16 protein-coding genes and 2 pseudogenes are annotated in these 21,844 nt (G+C 35.7%); 6 read left to right on the top strand and 12 right to left on the bottom strand.

Annotated elements, in window-relative coordinates; all coding sequences use genetic code 11:
• Positions 1-423 precede the first annotated feature (423 nt).
• Complete coding sequence (locus Q0K76_RS05295) at positions 424-966, top strand: NADAR family protein (protein ID WP_294612501.1); 543 nt, start codon at positions 424-426, stop codon at positions 964-966.
• A gap of 266 nt (positions 967-1,232) precedes the next feature.
• Here the strand turns inward: Q0K76_RS05295 and Q0K76_RS05300 are convergent, their stop codons facing one another.
• The 10 genes and pseudogenes from Q0K76_RS05300 to aroD form a co-directional block, all read right to left on the bottom strand.
• Positions 1,233-2,027, bottom strand: coding sequence for an ABC transporter ATP-binding protein (locus Q0K76_RS05300; RefSeq protein WP_294612504.1), 795 nt, complete (start codon positions 2,025-2,027; stop codon positions 1,233-1,235).
• Positions 2,020-2,973: an ABC transporter permease gene (locus tag Q0K76_RS05305; protein ID WP_294612507.1), complete on the bottom strand. Its 954-nt coding sequence runs from the start codon at positions 2,971-2,973 to the stop codon at positions 2,020-2,022. The genes Q0K76_RS05300 and Q0K76_RS05305 overlap by 8 nt, the downstream gene beginning before the upstream one ends.
• A gap of 61 nt (positions 2,974-3,034) precedes the next feature.
• The gene (locus tag Q0K76_RS05310) at positions 3,035-3,985 is read right to left on the bottom strand and encodes an ABC transporter substrate-binding protein (protein WP_363322403.1); all 951 of its coding nucleotides are present in this window, start codon (positions 3,983-3,985) and stop codon (positions 3,035-3,037) included.
• Positions 3,986-4,271: 286 nt separating this feature from the next.
• Positions 4,272-5,231, bottom strand: coding sequence for an ABC transporter substrate-binding protein (locus Q0K76_RS05315; RefSeq protein WP_294612513.1), 960 nt, complete (start codon positions 5,229-5,231; stop codon positions 4,272-4,274).
• Positions 5,232-5,531: 300 nt separating this feature from the next.
• Positions 5,532-6,434: a formate dehydrogenase accessory protein FdhE gene (fdhE, locus tag Q0K76_RS05320; RefSeq protein WP_294612516.1), complete on the bottom strand. Its 903-nt coding sequence runs from the start codon at positions 6,432-6,434 to the stop codon at positions 5,532-5,534.
• A 112-nt stretch (positions 6,435-6,546) separates the two neighbouring features.
• Positions 6,547-7,239, bottom strand: a complete 693-nt coding sequence (locus Q0K76_RS05325) for a formate dehydrogenase subunit gamma (RefSeq protein ID WP_294612519.1) — start codon at positions 7,237-7,239, stop codon at positions 6,547-6,549.
• An 85-nt stretch (positions 7,240-7,324) separates the two neighbouring features.
• Positions 7,325-8,206 (bottom strand): annotated as a pseudogene (gene fdxH / locus Q0K76_RS05330) (formate dehydrogenase subunit beta); the annotation flags it as partial.
• Positions 8,207-8,223: 17 nt separating this feature from the next.
• On the bottom strand, positions 8,224-11,292 hold the full coding sequence (gene fdnG / locus Q0K76_RS05335; RefSeq protein WP_294612525.1) for a formate dehydrogenase-N subunit alpha: 3,069 nt from the start codon (positions 11,290-11,292) through the stop codon (positions 8,224-8,226).
• Positions 11,293-11,516: 224 nt separating this feature from the next.
• A complete protein-coding gene (gene plsB, locus Q0K76_RS05340) occupies positions 11,517-13,943 on the bottom strand; it encodes a glycerol-3-phosphate 1-O-acyltransferase PlsB (RefSeq protein WP_294612528.1) in 2,427 nt (808 codons plus the stop codon).
• Positions 13,944-14,285: 342 nt separating this feature from the next.
• Complete coding sequence (gene aroD, locus Q0K76_RS05345; protein WP_294612531.1) at positions 14,286-15,050, bottom strand: type I 3-dehydroquinate dehydratase; 765 nt, start codon at positions 15,048-15,050, stop codon at positions 14,286-14,288.
• A gap of 812 nt (positions 15,051-15,862) precedes the next feature.
• Between aroD and Q0K76_RS05350 the strand changes: the two genes are divergently transcribed.
• Together Q0K76_RS05350 and rsmB are read left to right on the top strand one after the other, a co-directional pair.
• Positions 15,863-17,206, top strand: a complete 1,344-nt coding sequence (locus Q0K76_RS05350) for a Na+/H+ antiporter family protein (protein ID WP_294612534.1) — start codon at positions 15,863-15,865, stop codon at positions 17,204-17,206.
• 36 nt (positions 17,207-17,242) lie between these two features.
• On the top strand, positions 17,243-18,532 hold the full coding sequence (gene rsmB, locus Q0K76_RS05355; RefSeq protein WP_294612537.1) for a 16S rRNA (cytosine(967)-C(5))-methyltransferase RsmB: 1,290 nt from the start codon (positions 17,243-17,245) through the stop codon (positions 18,530-18,532).
• A gap of 59 nt (positions 18,533-18,591) precedes the next feature.
• On the opposite strand, the pseudogene Q0K76_RS05360 reads toward rsmB, so the two are convergent.
• Positions 18,592-19,130: pseudogene (locus tag Q0K76_RS05360) on the bottom strand (NAD(P)H-dependent oxidoreductase).
• Positions 19,131-19,239: 109 nt separating this feature from the next.
• Here Q0K76_RS05360 and Q0K76_RS05365 point away from each other — a divergent pair.
• Complete coding sequence (locus Q0K76_RS05365) at positions 19,240-19,581, top strand: helix-turn-helix domain-containing protein (protein ID WP_294612543.1); 342 nt, start codon at positions 19,240-19,242, stop codon at positions 19,579-19,581.
• Positions 19,582-19,664: 83 nt separating this feature from the next.
• Here the strand turns inward: Q0K76_RS05365 and Q0K76_RS05370 are convergent, their stop codons facing one another.
• Positions 19,665-20,204 carry an NAD(P)H-dependent oxidoreductase gene (locus Q0K76_RS05370; RefSeq protein ID WP_294612546.1) on the bottom strand — a complete coding sequence of 180 codons (540 nt, stop codon included), beginning with the start codon at positions 20,202-20,204 and terminating at the stop codon, positions 19,665-19,667.
• Positions 20,205-20,313: 109 nt separating this feature from the next.
• On the opposite strand from Q0K76_RS05370, the gene Q0K76_RS05375 reads away from it, so the two are divergent.
• Together Q0K76_RS05375 and serB are read left to right on the top strand one after the other, a co-directional pair.
• Positions 20,314-20,655, top strand: coding sequence for a helix-turn-helix domain-containing protein (locus Q0K76_RS05375; protein WP_294612551.1), 342 nt, complete (start codon positions 20,314-20,316; stop codon positions 20,653-20,655).
• 211 nt (positions 20,656-20,866) lie between these two features.
• Positions 20,867-21,841, top strand: a complete 975-nt coding sequence (gene serB, locus Q0K76_RS05380) for a phosphoserine phosphatase (protein WP_294612554.1) — start codon at positions 20,867-20,869, stop codon at positions 21,839-21,841.
• The last annotated feature ends 3 nt before the right edge of the window (positions 21,842-21,844 follow it).

Genomic DNA, 21,844 nt, shown 5'->3' on the forward strand with positions numbered 1-21,844 from the left:
TAATTTATTTTGTTATTTTAGCTTTATAGTTCGATTTGTTTAGGGAGTGAATAATAGATAATTCAAATTATCTATTTGATTTCGTTAACTCTGATTTTTAATTCGAAAATAGTAACTAAATCTCTTATTTTTTCCATCAGTGATAAAACAAGTTAATAGCTGTGCTACATAATCAAATCTAATGTAAATAATCATTTTAAATAAAAAGTTACTGGCTTATTGATGAGTTTAGTAACCAAACCACAGTGTTTTAATATTGATACTAATTTACTTAATTACTGCCAATAACTATTTATTTTAAGGTATAAGGTAATAAAAAAGCCGAATTATTAGTATACAGTTTAAAAAATAGTATGTTTTTCATCATATACTGTAAAGCATATAATTATTATAATATATCCTTCGGTTGCAAAAGGAGAAATAATGGATATTCAAAAGTTATGCCAGCGTTATAGTAATGGAGAGCGTTTTAAATATGTATATTTTTGGGGACATACTCAAAAGGAACCTGCTTCTATAATAACTAAGGCCTGTTTTAGTCAATGGTATCCTAGTGGTTTTGTAGTCGATGACATTTATTATGCAACTGCTGAGCATTATATGATGGCAGAGAAAGCTAGATTATTTAATGATCAAAATGTATTGCAAGATATTCTTAAATCGACTAATCCAGGTTTAGCTAAATCTCTTGGTCGACAAGTGAAAGGATTTGTACCTCAGATATGGAATGAACAGTGCTTATCTATTGTTATCGCAGGTAATTTGGCAAAGTTCTCTCAAAATAAGCAATTAGCAAATTTCTTATTATCTACCCAAGAAAGAGTGTTAGTTGAGGCAAGCCCAGTAGATAAAATATGGGGAATTGGATTACCACAAAATACACCTAATATTGATAATCCGTTAACATGGCAAGGTAAAAATTTATTAGGATTTTCTTTAATGGCGGTACGGCAAAAATTAAGCTAGCTTTAATCACATTCTCATTTTGCAGAATAATCGAACAAATTATAAGAATGACCCTAGTTTAATACATTAGTTAAAACCCGTTTGCAATCATCTATAAAAAGCATGATGAAATCTGAGCTTTTTTATTATCGAATTTAATTGGATTTATTCTCAGTATTTTGCCTCTAATAGATGATGTCTTTTGAAATATAATAGAAAAAGTAACAAACTAATTGCCTATAATAAAAATAAGCAATATTTTTTTATGAAATATTGCTTATTGATTCTTACCCTAAAAGTAGCGCATCATCCGTTACTTTTTCTCCGCGTACTTTTTCAAACATATCTAATAAATCTGTTACGGTTAATTTATCTCGTTTTTCTCCCGATACATCAAGTACAACTTGACCTTGATGAAGCATAACTGTTCTTGAACCATATTCTAAGGCTTGTTTCATTGAATGAGTAACCATCATGGTGGTTAAATGATGGTTGGAAACAATTTCATTAGTGAGTTCTAAAACGAATTGTGCAGTTTTCGGATCAAGTGCGGCAGTATGTTCATCAAGCAGTAATATTTTCGATGGTTGTAAAGTTGACATTAATAAGCTCACTGCTTGCCTTTGTCCTCCAGATAGGAGCCCCATCATATCTGATAATCTATTTTCAAGACCTAAATTTAAAGTAGCCAGCTTATCTTTAAAGATAGCTCTAATCTTACGATTAAGTGCAGGATATAATGTATAACGATTACCACGATTATATGCAATAGCTAGATTTTCCTCTATAGTCAGATTTTCACAGGTGCCTACCATAGGATCTTGAAATACTCTAGCAACCATTCCTGCGCGTTTCCATGCTGGCCAACGGGTCACGTCTTTATCATTAATCATTACATGTCCCGAGTCAGCAAGCAAATCACCACTAATTACATTAAGTAATGAACTTTTTCCAGCCCCATTACTGCCAATAATTGTTACAAACTCTCCTTCACTAATATTAAGGTTTAATCCTCGTAAAACATGATTTTCAATCGGTGTTCCTTGATTAAAAGTTAATTGTAATTGTCCAACTTTAATCATGTTTACTTCCTCTTTTTTTCGAGTATTTTTTTAATTGTTTTGGTAATACTAATGCAAGCACCACTAATATTGCGGTGATAAGATTAAGATCTTCTGTCCCTACACCGATTTCTTGTAGAAACTCATTACTTAGTGCAAATGCAATAAACAGACGATATAAAATAGAACCAAAAATAACAGCAAGCATTACTGCCCAAATACGTTTGGTTGGGAATATACTTTCACCAATTATAATTGAAGCAAGTCCAATAACGATAGTTCCAACACCAATAGTAATATCAGCTCCACCTTGTGTTTGGACAAATAGTGAACCGCCAAGTGCGATTAACCCATTTGATATGGCCATACCTAAAATGGTAATCCTTCCTGTTGGAATACCTTGCGCTTTCGCCATACGTTGATTAGTACCTGTTGCTCTTAACGCTAAGCCCATTTGGGTATTAAGGAATAAATTAAGTAATAACCAAAATACGATCACAAATCCTAATACTATCAGAGGTTGAACAATATATTGATTACTATAGTCTTCACAAATAAATGGCGAGAATATCGTTTTAGCATCCAGTAATGGCAGATTTGGTGAGCCTGCCAATCGTGGCGTTTCATTCATAAGGTATGGACCAATACCTAATATTCTTAAATTAATAGAATAAAGCCCTATCATCACAATAATACTGGAAAGTAATTGTAATATATTGAGTTTAACATACAGCAATCCAGTGGCTGCACCTGCTGCACAACCCGCTAACATACCTAATAAAGTAGCTAACCAGGGATCAATCCCAACATAAATGCATAAACCGCAGATAGCACCACCAAGTGGAAAACTAGCATCAGCAGTTAAGTCTGGAAAATCGAGCAGACGAAAGGAAATGAAAACGCCTAAGCTAACCAGCGCATAAATAAGTCCAATACCTAATGAACCTAATAAAAATTCAAACGACATGAAAAAAATCCATTAAAAATAACCGCCACAAATTGGCGGTATGGTTATGTATGAGATGTAATTATTTTTCGACAATTTTTGCAGCTGATTTTAGTACATCATCAGATAATGTAACGCCTTGACGTTCAGCAGCTTTAGTATTAATCGTCAATTGAGTAATATTACCGACTTGTGACGGAATATCACCAGGTTTTTCACCATTAAGTATACGAATAACGATTTTACCCGCTTGACGTCCAAGATCATAATAACTCATACCTAATGCTGCAATCGCACCTCGTTCAGCGGAATCAGGATCTGAAGCAAGAAGAGGGATTTTACTTTCGTTAGCAATTTTTGCTAAAGCTTCATAAGCCGAAACAACATTGTTATCGGTAGTCGTATAGATTAGATCTACTTTCCCTTTTAAGCTTCGGGCTGCTGTTGATATATCCGAAGTGCGTTGAGCTGGTGCGGCTATAATTTTCATCCCACGTTTTTCAAGTGCAATTTGTAGCTCTTTAAGAACAATTGTTGAATTTATTTCACTTGGACTGTAAACATAACCAATATTTTTGGCATCAGGTTTAATTTTTAACATCATATCAATTTGTGTTTCTAAGGGTAAAGCATCGGAAACACCGGTGACATTAGTTTTTGATGCGTCCCAGCTTGGGGTTAATTTCGCGGCCACAGGATCAGTAACAGCGGTGAAAACGATAGGAATAAGTTTGGTTGTTGCCACTAAAGCTTGAGTACTTGGTGTTGCAATACCCACAATAACATCTGGTTTATTAGCAACAAACTGCTTAGCTATTTGCGCAGCATTAGCACTACTGCCTTGAGCACTTTGAAATTGTAATTTCAAATTTTTGCCGGCAATATAACCATTGTCTTTTAACTCATCTTCGACTCCCTTACGCACATTATCTAGTGCTGGGTGCTCGACAATTGCAGTAATAGCAACATATTTTTGTTCAACTTTAGGATCTGCTGAGGATGAAAAAGCTATAACCGATAAACTCAATAACATAGCTATTTTTATAATAGATTTACGCATGTTGGTACCTCTGTAATTTTTTTTTTACAACTAAACTAAATATTGCTTTACTATAAAGCATATTATGATAATTTTCTAGATTAAAAAAGAGAGCAAAGTGTAAATTATAAATTACATAGCTAAATTTTTAGATAGTTAAGCAACTATATCATTGGTTATCAAGTTGATAAGAAGTATAAACAGATTTTGCTCACAAGTTGTGAGCAAAAGAAATATCGATAAAAATACTATTATTGTTGGCTAAAACCAAGCGTTAACATTATTGGTTAATAACTTTATAAGCCGATTGAATGACCTCAGGTGATAAAGTGACTCCTTGTTTTTTGGCGGCCTCAGTATTTAATACCAAACGTAATGTTTGCCCAATTTCTGGAACAATCTCTCCTGGTTTTTCGCCTTTCAATACCCGCACCACTAACTTACCTGATTGACGTCCCACATCATAGTAACTCATACCATAAGCGGCGACAGCACCGCGTTCAATTGCATCAGGAAATGAGGCTAATAAAGGAATTTTATTTTCATTGGCAAATTTTACTAATGCTTCATAAGCAGAAACGACATTATTGTCAGTTGTCGTATAAATTAAATCCACTTTACCTTTTAGGGTATTTGCGGCAGTTGAAATATCCGCAGTACGTTGTGCCGGAACCGCAATAAGGGTAATATTTTGTTTAGCAAGTAGTACTTGTAAGTTCTTTAACACAATAGTTGAGTTGATTTCACTAGGGCTGTAAATATAGCCTACTGATTTAACACCAGGAACGATTTTTTGCATAAATTCAATTTGTGGCCCTGTTTCTTGATAATCTGAAACACCAGTAATATTTGTTCCACTTGCTTCCCAATTTTTGATTAATTTAGCCGCCAGCGGGTCAGTAATTCCTGCAAAAACAATTGGAATTTGTTTTGTGGCTGCTGCAGTTGCTTGTGCACTTGGTGTTGCGATGGCGACAATTACATCTGGTTTGGCTGCAACAAATTGCCTGGCAATTTGGGCGGCGGTGGCACTACTACCTTGGGCGCTTTTGTATTGTACGTGCACATCATCATTTAATTTATAACCACTTTCTACTAATTCGTCTTTGACGCCATCGCGGATTTGATCTAATGAAGGATGTTCAACAATTGCTGTAATCGCAACATTTTTTATAGAATCAGCCAGACTGAAAAAAGGTGTTAGTAATAATATAACTATTAATAGCGTAATTCGTTTCATATTCACACTCATAAACTAGTACAATAGTTTTATTCTAACGTGATTAAATAAAAATGTTAAGTTGTATTTTGGTTTTATTATAAATTATTTTAAAGTTGGTTTAATTCTGAAAGAAATGATAGTAATGTTAAGAAGTTTCAGGAAAAGGGTATGTTTGAGTCATTTTTATATTGCAGGTTCAAAAGCTAAGTGCGAATCGAGATGGTAAAAGGCTTCATAAGGTGTTTTAAAGCCAAGTCTTTTTTGTAGGTGATGATAATTTAACTTCATAAATAATTGCTTTAAACGATTTATATTCTTTCAGGAAAAAACAAAAGGATTAATGCCACTTTTAACAAAACCTTCCTCTTCAGTTTTCATATCTAATATAAGTGAAGCAATATCATCAGCAACAACTTCAATATGCGGGTCTTTGTCTTGATCTAAGATTTTCAAATAACCATGACAAGCTTCACAACATTCAGTTTTAATCGCTGCTAGCTCATTCTCGAGTGAAAAATATTGGATATCTTGCATATTATCGCAACTGGTACATTTTACTCGGGGAACATACCATTCGCTTTCACATAAGCTACAATGTAGATAACGTAACCCACTGTTATTACCTAATTGAATTACACTGGCAACTGGCAGGCTATTACAAACAGGGCAAAACCAATGTTTATCTGTATTTTCCGCAATTGCAGTACCTTTGATTTGACTCGCTAGTTGGCTGTAATAAACTGATAATGCACTCCAAATAAACAGTGATTCATTACCCGCGACTTGTTCAAATTTACCTGTTAGTAAAGATAAAGCCTTATCTTGTAATTGCTGTACACTATTTTGTTGCAGTTGTTCAATGGTTTGAGCAATTTCTGACGTAGTTTGAGCAAATGAAGTTAATAGTAATGTTAAATAATCTTGCCATATAGTCGTTAAAGGCAATGCATCTAAACTTAATGGTGGTTGATCTTTATGCAGCGCATCTGCTAAATCCATTTGGATCGGTTTAAGTTTGACTATATTAGCTTGCCCTTCAGCAATGGAAGCACAAAAATTTAAGTAATCACTCAATGGACTTTCTTTGGCTAAAGATTGTAAGCGCTTGGCTCTATGAATATAGAGGGTATTTGGCAAAGGATAAAATAATAATGGGATTTTTCTAACAATAGAATTGGTGGTTTGTTGTTCAAGTTGTTGTGGGATGATTTTTATGCTCATTTTAGCTTGCCATTATTAATTATTTTTTCCATAGATTGACCATCTATCAAAAATTAATTAATTCCGCTGATAACCAACAGCGGAATTAACTATTGAAGTGTACCGCTTACTCCTAAGCTGGTTTGTGCTCTATTTCGGGTGACTCTGATTTTGTTTTTTCATTATTTTTTAATTCTTTTTGATAAACTTGTTTCATTTCTTGCTCATACCAAGCCGAGTGGTTTTTACGCGCCCATGCACGGGAAACATAACCAGTTATCATACCTTTAATTGAGCCTTTAACCCAAATAGCCATATAGGCATGACCAATAGCAAGTAAAATCAATCCAATGGCAGCTAACGAATGGAAAAATATAGCAATCCTAACCACCTGAACTGGGAAATAATCTGAAACATACCGACGCCACATTATCATGCCAGTGACAAATAATACCGAGATTAATCCCATAATGCACCAGAATAAAAACTTCTGTCCGATATTATATTTACCAATGGGAATGCCTTCTTCTTTACCCATAATCACTTTTTTAAAGTTCTTGAGCCACAAGATATCATCCTTATTAGGAATATTGTGATGAGCGAGTTTTAAAAACATAAACATCAACATGACAAATACAATACAACCAATAATTGGATGTAGAGTCCGAACTAATTGTGGTGTACCTAACACTAGCCCAAATAGTTTAATGGATGGAAAAAATAAAGATAAACCAGATAGTGCGGTTAAAATAAACAGGCAAACCATACACCAATGACAGAAACGTACTATAAGCGGCGTTCTTAAAATCATGTTTTTCTTATTCATGGCGGTTCTCCTGTTGCGATGAGCTGGTACTATTTTTGCCACCGAAAATAGGTAATCCTAATCGTTGTCGCGCTTGCCTATCAGCTTCTTGTTCGTTTTCTATATCTTCGTCATCGACTTCAATCGCTCCGACTCCCATATAGTGAAACAGTAAACCAGCAAAGGTGGCGACAAATGTTGCGGCAGAAAGTGGTTTCCAAGCACCTTTCCAGAATTTAACGATTTCGCTAATCTGTGGATCTTTTGGTAAGCCGCGATAGAGTTCGGGTTGATCTGCATGGTGCAGTACATACATGACATGTGTTCCGCCAACGCCCTCAGGATTATAAAGTCCGGCATGTTCAAAACCACGTTTTTTTAAATCTACAATGCGGTGTTCGGCGTGCCTAATCATATCTTGCTTAGTACCAAAATGAATAGCACCAGTAGGGCACGTTTTTACACAGGCTGGTTCTTGGCCGACAGATACACGATCAACACATAATGTACATTTGTACGAGTGATTATCCTCTTTGCTTACACGAGGGATATTAAACGGACAACCAGCAATACAGTAACCACAGCCAATACAGTGCTCAGACTGGAAATCGACAATACCATTAGCATATTGAATGATAGCGCCCTCAGATGGACATGCTTTTAAACAACCCGGATCGGCGCAGTGCATACAGCCATCTTTGCGAATAAGCCATTCAAATTTACCATTCACCTCGACTTCTGAGTAACGCATTACTGTCCAAGCTTTAGGTGCTAAATCGGCAGGGTTATCATAGACACCTACAGTATGACCGATTTCGGCTCGTAGATCGTTCCATTCACTACAGGCGACTTGACATGCTTTACAACCAATGCAGGTGGTAACATCAATTAATTTAGCGACTTCTTGTTGATAATCTCGGGCACGCGGAGCAGGCGTTAACGAATTGGTTGCTGAGCGGCGAATAATATCTTGAGTTTGTAATGACATAATTTAGTCTCCTCTTTTTATGCCGCGACAGTAACTTTTTCGATATTAACTAAGAATGATTTATATTCTGGAGTTTGAGAATTAGCATCACCTAAATGTGGTGTTAATTCATTCACCAAAAAACCTTTCTTAGTTTGCCCAGTGAATCCCCAGACAATAGGAATTCCAATGGTTTCGATCTCCCTGCCATCAACAGTTAACGTTGGAAGTCGCTTGGTCACTACAGCTTTGGCCTTAATATAACCCCGATACGAGGTTACTTTTACCGTATCACCTAATTTAATACCTTTTTTCTTAGCCAGATTTTCGCTTAATTCAATAAATTGTTCGGGCTGAGTGATTGAAGCGAGTCTTGCATGCTGAGTCCAGAAATGGAAATGTTCGGTAATACTATAAGTTGTACCAACATAAGGGAATTCATTGGCATTACCTAAACGTGCTAAATCTTCTTTAAAGGCTCTAGCTACAGGGCTATTAACCTGTTTTGGATGCAGTGGATTATTGGAAATTGGTGTCTCAAATGGTTCATAATGTTCAGGGAACGGCCCATCAACTAAACGGTTTAAACAGAATAAACCACCTAAACCATCATTATTCATAATAAAGGCCCCCGCGCCCGAACTTGGCGGTAAAGTTGCAGTAAAATCAGCAACATCATTACCTTCCCAACTTGAACCATTCCATTTGATTAATACGCGATTAGGATCCCATGGTTTGCCATTTTCATCAGCAGAAGCGCGATTATAAAGTACGCGCCGATTCATTGGCCAAGCCCAAGCCCAACCACTATGTACCCCTTTACCTGAAGGGTCACTTGGATCACGTCTGGCCATTTGGTTGCCTTGTTCTGTCCAAGAACCACAGAATATCCAAATGCCTGAAGAAGTGGTACCATCCGCTTTCAGTTGCGAAAAACCACTAAGTTGCTGACCTTTTTTGAGAATAATATTACCGTTGGCATCAGTAAGATCAGCGAGCGCTTTACCATTATAATCTTTAGCCAGCTCTTCCGCAGCCGGTCCTTGCGGATCTTGATAATCCCAAACTAAATTATCAATCGGTTCATGATAAGTACCGCCTTCTTCAGCATATAGCTGTTTAATCCTTAGAAAGATGCGAGCAATAATTTCTGGATCGTATAAGGCATCATAGGGCGGTCTGGCGGCCGCCCAGTGCCATTGTAACCAACGAGAAGAGTTAACAATGGTGCCATTTTCTTCAGCAAAACAGTTAGCTGGGAGCCGGAATACTTCGGTTTGAATTTTGCTAGGATCAACATCATTTGATTCACCATGATTTTGCCAAAACTCAGCAGTTTCGGTTGGCATAGGATCGATGTTAACCAAGAATTTTAAATTGGATAAGCCTTCACGGATACTATTTTTATCTGGCAGCGCGGCTAGAGGGTTGAAACCTTGACAAATAAAGCCATTGGCTTGACCATCACGCATCATTTTACTGAATCTTAAGATATCATAGGTCTTATCCCATTTCGGTAACCAATCAAATCCCCAATCATTATCCTTAGTGGCGTTATCACCAAACATGGATTTCATAAAACTAACAAAGAATTTTGGATAATTTCCCCAAAAATTAACTTCGCTGGGGCCAAGTGGTTTAGGCGTTTTTTCCGCTAAATATTGTTCCAGTGAAACTTGCGAGTCTTTAGGTAAATCAAGATAAGCCGGTAAACGATTGGATAACAACCCTACATCGGTTAAACCTTGAATGTTTGAATGTCCACGTAGCGCGTTAATACCACCACCCATTACCCCAATATTACCAAGTATTAATTGAATCATCGCGGCGGTGCGAATAATCTGCGTACCATAAGTATGCTGTGTCCAACCTAATGCATATAAAAAAGTAGCGGCCCGGTCATTGGTTTTAGTACTAGCCAGTGAGCGACAAACATGTAAAAAACTCTCGACAGGACTACCGGTGATCTTATTTACCATTGCTGGTGTATAGCGGCTCACATGTTGTTTCAGTAAGTTCCAAACACAGCGAGGATGATTAAGTGTCTTATCACGTAGCGCGTAACCCTGGTCATCTGTTTGATAGGCCCAGCTGGTTTGATCATATTGTCGATTATTGGCATCATAGCCACTAAACAGCCCGCTACTAACATCAAAATTAAAGTCATCTCGCACAATCAAGCTTGCATTACTATGGGTGACTAAATATTCGAAATTAACTTCATTATGTGTAATAAGGTAATTGATAACCCCCAGCAGAAATGTAATGTCAGATCCAGAACGGATTGGCACATAATGATCAGCAACTGATGCGGTACGATGAAAGCGTGGGTCTATGGCAATTAGCTCGGCGCCATTAGTGATTTTGGCTTCTATCGCCCATTTAAAACCAACCGGATGCGCTTCAGCCGCATTCCCCCCCATAACGATAACTACATTGGCATTTTTAATATCGTTCCAGTTATTGGTCATGGCGCCACGACCAAAAGTTGCCGCTAAGCTCGATACCGATGGCCCATGACAGACCCTTGCTTGGGTTTCCAGACTTAACATGCCTAAAGAACGTGCAACTTTAAATGCTAACCAACCCGTTTCATTACTGGCAGCAGAAGTAACCAACCACCCCGTTGTGGTCCAACGATTAACCGTAGTGCCTTTTTCATTTTTCTCAACAAAATTTTTATCACGATCGGCTTTCATTAATCTAGCGATACGATCGATAGCTTCTTCCCAACTAATACGTTGCCATTTATCTGAGCCCGGTGCACGGTATTGCGGATATTTAACGCGATTTTCACTCTTGATATAATCGAGAACACCAGCGCCTTTAGGGCAAAGAGAACCACGGCTGACGGGATGATCAGGATCACCTTCAATATGAAAAATAGAGGATTCGGCATTTTTGGCGCCATCTCCGCGACTATAAAGAAGCATGCCACAACCAACAGAACAATAGGTGCAGTTGTTACGAGTTTCTTTTGATTTTAACAATTTATATTGGCGAGTTTGTGCAAGGGCGATATTGGGTGCAAGCCCAAGAGTGGCCACTGTTGTTCCAGCCATACCACCAGCACAGATCTTAAAGAACTGTCTACGGTTAAGTAGCATATGAACTCCTTAGAAAGCTGACATTACATTATTTAATTTATTATTCTAAAAGTTGTAAATAACCTTACTAAAATTAATGATAATCTTTTATCAACTGGAAATAAAGGAAAAAACAGGAAAGAATTGTTGTTTTTTGAGATGTGTCAAAAAAAACAATAAATTGTTTTATAAGAAGTCAGTTCGGTATTTAATGAACTGACTCAATAAAAAAGTTAAATTTATGATTAGCTTTTTAATGGATTGATTTCGTCAATTGTTTGCATAACACGAGTGGTAATGAGCGGTTTAAGTATGTCATTCATTTTGTCAATTTTTTGAAGGTTAGCGCCATCTTTATCATCTAAATAGCCTTGCTCTCTTAAAGAGGCAACCAGTATTGAAAATACGCCTTTATCAAAGAATTCAGGGGCATTAATTCCATGTAGCACAGATAATCGCTCAGCAATTAAACGGGCTTCTTTTTCAAGAGATGATCTATTAATGGTTGGATCTTTTTGTAACAATGAAAACGCAATCGCGTAACGCTGTAAAGTATCTCTCGATGAGGATGCGATTAACTGCATTCCTGACATTTTTAAGTAATTGAGCACCAATTTATCTGGTGAATAGTTAATCAAATTTAACTCTGCATAACTATGTATAATTTGCTGTACATAAGTGACTAGTTGTTCTTCGTTTTGATAAAGAAATAATTCAGATTTAATTAATGGATAAAGCAGTTTTACTTGATGTATAACTTCATCTAATGAAATTCTATTATGTTTGATTATTATTCTTGCCACTATGGCAGGAATGATAAGTAAGTGTTGAATATTATTACGATAATAAGTCATTAATACTGCTTGCTCGGTAGTTAAACCAACTATTTCACCCACTTCATCAGTCGTTATTACAAATTTCCCCATCTCTTTAGCATGCTCAAAAAGTTGTTCCGCAGTTTCATCAGGTATGGTAATTAAATTAGAATAAGGAATATTTTTTAATAATCTCAGTAAATAGTTAATGTTTTCAAGTAATCTGACTTTAGTCAGAGCACGTTGATCTGCAGCAAGTAAAATGGAGCAACATAAATTCATGGCATTAATGGCTGCTGAGGCATTGATTCTCTGCATAATTTGCGTTGCTAACAGGTTAGTTGTTGGCGTTAACCAATTAGGGCGTTGAGTCCCTGTAGGATCAATAGCTTCACGCCAGTCGGGAATGTGATTAGTTAAAAATTGATTTAACGGAATTGGTTGTCCAAAATTAACATAACCAAAACCTAATTTTTTTAATTTAAAAAATGCATTAAGCGTACGCCACAAGCTCTCTTTTTGTTTTTTGGCACCACGCAGTTCATTAGCATAGGTGGCAACTTCTAATACATGTTCATAGCCAATATAAACGGGTACTACCGTAATCGGACGCGGGTCGCCACGTAATAACGTTTGAATAGTCATCATGAGCATGCCGGTTTTGGGATCGAGTAATCTTCCTGTTCGCGATCTGCCTCCTTCAATAAAATATTCCACAGCATAACCGCGAATAAATAATTCGGCTAAATATTCACGAAAAACAGCGGTATAAAGTTTGTTACCTTTAAATGAACGACGAATAAAAAAAGCACCCAAATGTCTAAAAATAGGACCTGCAGGCCAAAAATTTAAATTAATACCTGCGGCAATATGTGGTGGGACTAAGCCTTGACGATAAAGCACATAAGATAATAATAGATAATCCATATGGCTACGATGGCACGGTGCATAAACAATCTCATGTCCATTTTGTGCCAGTTCACGAACCGGATCTGCATTAGTAACTTTCAAGCCTTGATATAGCCTATGCCAAGCCCAAGTTAAGATAAAATCAGTGATTCTTAGCATGCGATATGAAAAATTAGCGGCAATTTCATTTAACATTGATAACGCATTTTTCTTAGCTTTATCCAGGCTAATATGTTTACTTTTGGCTTCTTCTTGAATTGCCTCTGATAGTGCCACATTATTTAGTAATTTATTTAACATGGCTTGGCGAACAGGGAGTTTTGGTCCAACTGATGCTGTTCGTTGTTTAGCAAAATGAATACGAGCCACACGGGCTAATTTATGTGCTAAAACTGATAAATCTTGCTGATTATCTACCTGAATATTTTTGAATGATACAGTACGAGAAAAGCGGGTATAACAGTCACGTCCAGAAACAATTATTTTATATAATTTATAAGTTGCCCCCAAAACTTGTAATGACGGTTTTTTCTTACCTTCTTTATCTGGGCTTCTGCCAAACATAACCGAAACGGGTAACAGTTGTATATCGAGTTCATGGTTATGTTGATGAGCCGAAATATAATCTCTTAAAATTGCAATCGATTTATTTTGTTGCTGATTAGAAGCAAAAATGCCCGGACCTTTATCAATATAGATAAAAGCTGGCACTTTTTTACCATTAATTTCGTTACCTTCCAAGGGATCAGGCAATTGATTACGTAAACATAAGGAACGAACAACCATTAAATCTATTTTAGAATTGTAAGGTAATACATATAAAATAGGTTTGCTAATATCTAAATCTAATTCTGAAATCGGATCGGTGGGAATAGGTTTACTTTTAACAAAGAGTTTAACCGGGATTTGAATAAGTGAAAAATAAGCTCTAACCCACCAAGAAAACATACTAATAAACCTTTTATTTTTTGTTAATCATCTAATTAAATATTAAGTTGCAAACCTAGTAATCAACCCAAAAAACGCTTTAGATTGCAAAACCAAATGACTCTTTTTATCTATCTTTAAACATAAGAGTGATTAAGTATATACTTGTTATTATTTAACTGTTAGTAAATTTCTATCATCTTTACATGATCGATTTAAATAGTTTAGTAACTTTTAACAACCCAATTTGGGCGTATTATAACAATATTTATAATATCAACGTTATGTGCATCTTGGTGAAAAAAGTACGTTGATATGATATGAATATCGATTTTACCAATATATTAAAATATCATTCTTTTATTAAACTTTATTTTTGTACAATATGTCGAGTATATCACGTAATTGTTTAACTTCTAATTGACCAGGCGCAGAAGCATTTTTTGCTACTCCAAATGTCATTGATGAACCAAATGTTGTTCCCGCCACTCGACTAATTGCCCCAAGTCCTGCCATAGACATAGTAATAATTGGTTTGGTTGCATATTTTTCATACATTTCAGTCGTTGCCGAAAGTAAGGTTAAAACATCCTCAGTTGTTTGTGGCATAACCGCAATTTTGACAATATCAGCACCAAGATCTTGCATTTTTCGTAATCGGTAAATAATGTCACTTTTTGATGGTGTTTTTTGAAAATCATGGTTGGATGCAATAACATAAACGTGGTGTTGATGGGCAACATTAATAATCTCTGTTACATATTTATCACCGATAAAAACCTCAACATCAATTAAATCAACTAAACCACTACGGGCCATTTCTTTATTCAATTCAATGTATGAGGTAATAGGCCAAGGTTTTACGCCGCCCTCGTTTGCGGTTCGGAAAGTAAATAAAATAGGTTTATGAGGTAATAGAAGAGCTATTTTTGCCGCTACATCTTTAACCGCTTGGATATCGTCAACTAAGTTAAAGTAATCAACTCGCCATTCTATAACATCAAAATCAATAGATTGTAAAAATGTAATTTCATCAAGTAATTCATTTTCAGTATTACCTACAATTGGAACTATAATCTTTGGTGCTCCAGAACCTATCTTGATGTTTTTTATGTTCAGTGTTTTCATTTAATATCCTATAAGCCAAAACCTATATAAATTGAAAGTAATATTCATATATTTATAATGATATGGAAAGTGTTAATTTAAATTTAGAAATAAACAATCAATTTGCTTCTTCTTGTTTAATAGTTTTACTAATGATATTAATTTTATGGCAGTAAAGTTCAAAAATAAAAGTACCTTTTATCTATCAGACATTAAATTCCATTTATTACTGCTGGTTATATTAAATCAATCGTTATGAGCTTGTCGCAAATTATTTGCTATTTGGTTTGATTTAATATTTGATTTGTCATAAGAAGCTCTTAAATTAGATTGCACTATATTAATCAAATAAAAGACCTGTCTGCTGTTTTAACCGGCTTTTAATTAAATCTTAATCACCACATAATAATTGACCATCAGTGACATCTAAACGACCAACACCAAATAAATTACTTCTAAATTTGCCTGAAAAAATATACTTATATTCATTATTTTCACAAACAAATTTATGAAATTGATTTTCTAATTTCTTATTTAAAAAAGATAAAGTGATTTCTTTATTAAGATAAAATTGATACTCTTAAGATTATTAAAGATAAGCAAAGTGTTATAAACTTTTTGAACATTTTATTCCCTTAATATATTAAATATAGATTTATTTATAAATTAGCAAGATAATAAGTATGGTTAAAATTAACCTGTATTTGATTTAATGATGATTCAATAAACATTGATTTTGCTAGCTATTCTAATAGGCCCTCACCAGCACAAATTGCACTTTTAACCTGCATCACCTAAAATAGACGGTTTGTTTGTCTATTTTGAGTATCTTTATGGATTTTATCCTTAGTCTGTTCTCATCAATTAATGCCGTTGTAATGGCAGTAATTTGTATGTTAATACTGTCATTATGTCGCGTTCATGTCGTTATTAGTTTGATTATAGGGGCATTTGTTGGCGGGTTGTTTAGTCATCTCACGTTAAATGAAACGATTAATGCTTTTAATACCGGCATTAGTAATGGTGCAAACATTGCGCTTTCCTATGCCATGCTCGGTGCATTTGCGGTTGCCATTTCAAAATCTGGATTACCAGAACTATTAGCGGAGAAAGCTGTAAAACAACTTACATCAAGTGGAGCCAAAAAACGCATCAAATGGGCATTAATTATTATTATTGCGTTAGTGAGTATTTCCTCACAAAACGTAATTCCAATCCACATAGCTTTTATTCCCCTTTTGATTCCGCCACTTTTATATGTAATGTCACGATTACAACTCGATCGGCGAATGATTGCCTGCATTATGACCTTTGGCTTAATCACGCCATATATGTTTTTACCTGTTGGCTTTGGGAATATTTTTTTAAATCAAATATTATTAAAAAATATCATTTCATCCGGTATGGATGTCAGTCATGTTAATGTGATGCATGCAATGGCAATCCCAGCTTTTGGTATGTTTATGGGATTATTATGGGCTATTTTTATTAGTTATCGTAAACCGAGGCAATATCAAATCATTCATGAAACCATGAGTTCACAAGCGGCAACCAATGTTAGTGCGCGTTCACTTATTATTTCATTAATAGCTATTGTGTTATCATTTAGCATTCAACTTTATACCGGTTCAATGATTCTCGGTGCCTTAATTGGTTTTATTTGCTTTATTGTTTCAGGATCAATTAAATGGGGGGAAGCTGACGGAGTATTTACTGACGGCATAAAAATGATGGCCATGATTGGCTTTGTGATGATTTCTGCGCAAGGTTTTGCTGAAGTATTAAAACAAACTCATGAAATTGAGCCTTTGGTTAATAATAGCGCGGAATTATTTGCGGGTAATAAAGTTGTGGCTTCGTTTATGATGATGTTAGTTGGTCTGGTTATTACCTTAGGTATTGGTTCTTCATTTTCAACGGTGCCAATTATTGCCGCCATCTATGTGCCACTGTGTGTACAACTTGGATTTTCTCCAGTTGCAACCGTATGCTTAATTGGTGCATCAGGGGCAATTGGTGATGCCGGTTCGCCACCGTCGGATACGATTTTAGCCACCTCGGCAGGGTTAAATAGTGATGGGCAACATGACCATATTCGCGATAGTGTTATTCCCACTTTTACCCATTTTAATATTCCACTGTTTATAGCTGGTTGGCTCGGGTCATTAATTTTATAATGAATCAAATTAGCTAAATTAAGGTCATGACCTTTTATGAATAAAAAATCTCAGCCAAATATTCGAGCCGTTTGTGCTCAAACCATTTTTAATGTACTTGAACAAGGGCATTCCCTGAGTGCTACATTGACTATTTTAAATGATAAGGTGGCCGATAAAGATCGCGCTTTAGTGCAAGAAATCTGTTTTGGTGTCATGCGCGTATTACCTGAACTGAATTTTTATGTTCATACCTTGATGAATAAAGTACTAACCGGAAAAAATCGAATCTTGCACTATTTATTATTAGTTGGCATTTATCAGATCCTTTATACTCGCATCCCTGAGCATGCCGCGGTCGGTGAAACGGTTAGTGCGGTGCAGTCACTGAAAAAAATACCTTTTAAAGGCTTAATTAATGGCGTACTGCGTGAATTTTTGCGCCAGCAAACCTCGTTACCGCAAAAATTTCGACAAGATATTAAGCAACAAGTTGGTCAAACCTTGCACCCAAGTTGGTTGTTAAATCGACTTAAACAAGCTTACCCACAGCAATGGCAAGCAATTGTTCATGCCAATAATCAAAAACCGCCAATGTGGTTGCGGGTTAATCAAACACATTATTCAACACAAGAGTATCAACAGTTGCTTAAACTGCAACAAATTGAAACTAAAATTTGTCCAGAGATACTTTGTGCGCTCCAGTTACTCACACCGGTCAACGTTAATCAATTACCGTATTTTGATGATGGCGCGGTAACCGTGCAAGATCTCTCTGCTCAATATGCGGCCTACTTATTAGCACCACAAGATGGCGAGCAGATTTTAGATTTATGTGCCGCACCAGGTGGTAAAACCACGCATATATTGGAAGTTGCCCCCAAAGCTAACGTGTTAGCCGTTGATATTGATGCCGGTCGCGTTAAACGTATCTATCAAAATTTGGCACGTTTAAAACAACAAGCAGAAGTTAAAGTCGGAGATGGACTTACGCCTGAAAAATGGTGTGCCGGGCAACAGTTTGACCGAATTTTGCTCGATGCGCCCTGTTCGGCAACCGGCGTTATCCGCCGTCATCCTGATATAAAATGGTTGCGTAGAGATAGCGATATAGCGCAATTAACTGAGCTACAATATGCCATTCTAAGCAAAATTTGGCACTATTTAAAAGTTGGTGGCACATTAGTTTATGCAACTTGTTCAATCTTACCAGATGAAAATAAATTACAAATTGAACGTTTTTTACAAGTGCATGGCGATGCAAAGTTACAAGGTGAAATCAAACAATTTTTACCAGCACCAGAGGGTGGGGATGGCTTCTTTTATGCCGTATTAAATAAATGCTAAATGATAAAATAGTATGTGATGATCGATAAGTTAATCTAAATCATCACAATTGATTATGCTCAGCTATGTTGTTTAATGATTTCCTGCAATCGTTGGCTATGTTTTACAGCTAACGCTTTTATTTTAGCGTGGCTTTCAATCTCCGGTGACACGCCATATAGAAAATCGGTGAAAGATATTGCATTTGCATATAAATGGTTGAGATTTTGACCGGTTGTAAAAAATCATCAACTAAATTATACCCATCTTGTTGATAGACTTCTTGATTGGCTCCAATGGTTAAACTCGGTAACAGTTTTTTATTTTTTAATTTTTTATCGCCTTTAGAACCATAGGCAAATTGGTAAGTTAATACTTGCTCGAACCATATTTTCAGGATGGCTGGCATATTGAGGCAATACAAAGGGTATTGTAAAATAATAAGATTATGTCTTAAAAGTGCAGCTTGTTCTTCTTGGACATTGATTTGATAGTTTGGATAAAGTTGATGAATATTGCGTATTTCAATATCCGGCATATTGGTCTGCACATTCTCAATAATTGTTTTGTTAGCCACTGATTGTTCAATGTTTGGATGGCCTAAAATAATTAATGCCATAATGATTCCCTTTCCTTTTTTTACTATTAAAATGATAGTTTCTATCTTTAGTTTATTACTAAATAACTTTATCGCAATATCTATCAAATTAGATAGTTAGGAATATTTGATGCAAACAGATAAACAACGACCGTCAAAACGTTATAAAAATAAAATTTATTATTGTCCAATTAGTTTGGCGATGGATTTAATTGGTGGCAGATGGAAAGGGGTAATTCTTTACTATCTGCTGTTAAGTGAAAAACGCTTTTGTGAATTAAAAACAGTGATCCCTGAAATTACGGATATGACTTTAAGTATCCAACTCAAAAAACTGGAAGATGACGGTTTAATTACGCGCACTGTTTTTGGCGATAAACCACCTTTAAAAGTAATATATAAATTGACACCACTAGGCGAACGATTTGGACCAGCGTTAGAGCAGCTCTGCTTGTGGGGATTAACTATCTAATCATAAATAATTATATCGATATATATTAAAAAATTTTCAGAATATGTGATGATTGATTAGTTAATCATCACATTTGATTATACTCAGCTATGTTGTTTAATGATTTCCTGTAATCGTTGGCTTTGCTTTAACGCTAACGCTTTTATTTTATCGTGGCTACTTTCAATTACTGGTGACACGCCATATATAAAAATTGGTGAAAGATATTGCATTTGTGTATAGATGGTTGAGATTTTGACCGGTTGTAAAAAATCATCAATTAAATTATGCCCATCTTGTTGATAGACTTCTTGATTGGCTCCAATGGTCAAACTGGGTAACAGTTTTTTATTTTTTAACTTATCGCCTTTAGAGCCATAGGCAAATTGGTAAGTTAATACTTCATCGAACCATATTTTTAAAATAGCTGGCATATTAAACCAATACATAGGATATTGTAAAACAATCAGATTATGCCTTAAAAGTGCAGCTTGTTCTTCTTCGACATTGATTTGATAGTCTGGATAAAGTTGATGAATATTGCGTATTTCAATATCTGGCATATTGGTTTGCACATTCTCAATAATTGTTTTGTTAGCCACAGATTGTTCAATGTTTGGATGACCTAAAATAATTAATGCCATAATGATTCCCTTTCCCTTTTTTACTATTAAAATGATAGTTTCTATTATTAGTTTATTACTAAATAACTTTATCGCAATATCTATCAAATTAGATAGTTTGGAATATGTCATGCAAACAGATAAACAACGACCGTCAAAACGTTATAAAAATAAAATTTATTATTGTCCAATTAGTTTGGCGATGGATTTAATTGGTGGCAGATGGAAAGGGGTAATTCTTTACTATCTGCTGTTAAGTGAAAAACGCTTTTGTGAATTAAAAACAGTGATCCCTGAAATTACGGATATGACTTTAAGTATCCAACTCAAAAAACTGGAAGATGACGGTTTAATTACGCGCACTGTTTTTGGCGATAAACCACCTTTAAAAGTAATATATAAATTAACACCACTTGGCGAGCGATTAGGGCCAGCGTTAGAGCAGCTCAGCGTGTGGGGATTAACTATCTAATCGTAAATAATGATATCGATTTATATTAAAAAATTTTCAGAACATGGCCTATTTGACTATAAAAATAGTGGTTATTTTGTAAAAATTATTCAGGAGTATATACCATTTCATTTCCTTTTTTGGTTGATATGCGCAAAAACCACAGATTTGGACAAATATTGGTAGATATGATAAATTCTGACTTTGTTTTATGTTCTAAAGACTTTTTAATATGGCTTACACGCTTACCTATACGGATCTTCCTGAAAATATTCAACATTGGCAGGGTTTACCACTTTCTTTAAATGGCTGCGAAGTTGTACCGCTTGATTATAATGCTGGTAAAACGGGATGGATTATTTATGGACGAAAATTAAATAAAACCATATTGTCTAAATTTCAAAACCGATTGGCTATGCCTATGGTGATTGTTTCTTCATGGACGATTAAAACTTATCAAATTGTCCGTATTGCTGGCGTAATGCCTAAAAAGGCTAAATCTATATCATTGGCATTAGGTATTGATGTTGCGCCGATTGATAATTTACCCACACTACATTCACCCGGATTACTGGTCATGGATATGGATTCAACGGCGATTGGCATTGAATGCATTGATGAACTAGCCAAATTACACGGTGTTGGGGAACAAGTGGCGGCAGTGACCGAACAAGCGATGCGTGGTGAACTTGATTTTGCCGCTAGCTTACGTAAACGCGTCGCGACGTTAAAAGGTGCGCAGCAAGATATTTTAGATCAAGTCAAAGATAATTTACCGTTAACTCCGGGTTTAACCTATTTAGTTAAAGAACTGCATAAAAAACACTGGCATGTGGCAATTGCTTCTGGTGGTTTTACCTATTTTGCCGATTACTTAAAACAACGATTAAAACTGGTTGCGGTTTATGCTAATGAACTTGAGATCAAAAGTAACAAATTAACCGGTAAAGTTGCGGGTCAAATAGTGGATGCTAAGTATAAAGCCAGAACATTACAGCAGTTAGCGACGTCATTAGATATACCAATTGAACAAACCGTTGCGATTGGCGATGGCGCTAATGATTTGATGATGATTCGTATTGCCGGGCTGGGCGTTGCTTATCATGGTAAACCCAAAGTGGTCGAAAAGGCGCGCATTAGCATTAATTATGCAGATTTAACCGGGTTATGGTGTATTTTGTCTACCAGTTTATTAAGTGAAGGCTAGGAG

It is taken from the genome of uncultured Gilliamella sp., from assembly GCA_945271295.1.
Lineage (GTDB): Bacteria > Pseudomonadota > Gammaproteobacteria > Enterobacterales > Orbaceae > Gilliamella.

Bases quoted from the DNA above. Each gene is read 5' to 3' on its own strand.
- Q0K76_RS05295 (WP_294612501.1), top strand. From the start codon at position 424: ATGGATATTCAAAAGTTATGCCAGCGTTATAGTAATGGAGAGCGTTTT.
- Q0K76_RS05300 (WP_294612504.1), bottom strand. From the start codon at position 2,027: ATGATTAAAGTTGGACAATTACAATTAACTTTTAATCAAGGAACACCG.
- Q0K76_RS05305 (WP_294612507.1), bottom strand. From the start codon at position 2,973: ATGTCGTTTGAATTTTTATTAGGTTCATTAGGTATTGGACTTATTTAT.
- Q0K76_RS05310 (WP_363322403.1), bottom strand. From the start codon at position 3,985: ATGTTATTGAGTTTATCGGTTATAGCTTTTTCATCCTCAGCAGATCCT.
- Q0K76_RS05315 (WP_294612513.1), bottom strand. From the start codon at position 5,231: ATGAAACGAATTACGCTATTAATAGTTATATTATTACTAACACCTTTT.
- fdhE (WP_294612516.1), bottom strand. From the start codon at position 6,434: ATGAGCATAAAAATCATCCCACAACAACTTGAACAACAAACCACCAAT.
- Q0K76_RS05325 (WP_294612519.1), bottom strand. From the start codon at position 7,239: ATGAATAAGAAAAACATGATTTTAAGAACGCCGCTTATAGTACGTTTC.
- fdnG (WP_294612525.1), bottom strand. From the start codon at position 11,292: ATGCTACTTAACCGTAGACAGTTCTTTAAGATCTGTGCTGGTGGTATG.
- plsB (WP_294612528.1), bottom strand. From the start codon at position 13,943: ATGTTTTCTTGGTGGGTTAGAGCTTATTTTTCACTTATTCAAATCCCG.
- aroD (WP_294612531.1), bottom strand. From the start codon at position 15,050: ATGAAAACACTGAACATAAAAAACATCAAGATAGGTTCTGGAGCACCA.
- Q0K76_RS05350 (WP_294612534.1), top strand. From the start codon at position 15,863: ATGGATTTTATCCTTAGTCTGTTCTCATCAATTAATGCCGTTGTAATG.
- rsmB (WP_294612537.1), top strand. From the start codon at position 17,243: ATGAATAAAAAATCTCAGCCAAATATTCGAGCCGTTTGTGCTCAAACC.
- Q0K76_RS05365 (WP_294612543.1), top strand. From the start codon at position 19,240: ATGCAAACAGATAAACAACGACCGTCAAAACGTTATAAAAATAAAATT.
- Q0K76_RS05370 (WP_294612546.1), bottom strand. From the start codon at position 20,204: ATGGCATTAATTATTTTAGGTCATCCAAACATTGAACAATCTGTGGCT.
- Q0K76_RS05375 (WP_294612551.1), top strand. From the start codon at position 20,314: ATGCAAACAGATAAACAACGACCGTCAAAACGTTATAAAAATAAAATT.
- serB (WP_294612554.1), top strand. From the start codon at position 20,867: ATGGCTTACACGCTTACCTATACGGATCTTCCTGAAAATATTCAACAT.